At 56.9% G+C, this 255-nt stretch carries 1 protein-coding gene; it reads left to right on the top strand.

Annotation, left to right across the window (positions count from 1 at the left end; translation table 11 throughout):
• Positions 1-255: hypothetical protein (locus HAQ05_RS28325; protein ID WP_190427771.1), on the top strand; the 255-nt coding region annotated here is incomplete at both ends.

The raw sequence follows: 255 nt of genomic DNA, 5'->3' as shown, positions 1-255 counted from the left end.
ACCAGAAGGCCGCTGCGATGGTGAAGTGGAGCGAGGCGGAAGCGGAGAGTATCAAGGCTGTCGGCGAGGAGTATTCCAAGCTTCAGGGGATGCTCCAAACCGGCCTAGTTGGCCCTCGATCAAACGCCGCCGGCACCTCTGCTTATCAGGAATATTCCAAGCAACTCAACGAGCTTTACACGGCCGGCAAGGATCTTTCCCCGGTCCTTGAGAAGATGAAAACCGACGCCAGAGTACCGGCCTCTGTGGTTGATA

Source organism: Pseudomonas typographi (genome assembly GCF_014694385.1).
GTDB lineage: Bacteria > Pseudomonadota > Gammaproteobacteria > Pseudomonadales > Pseudomonadaceae > Aquipseudomonas > Aquipseudomonas typographi.
The sequence above is the reverse complement of the archived record's forward strand: the minus strand, read 5'-3'. Positions and strand labels throughout refer to the sequence as shown.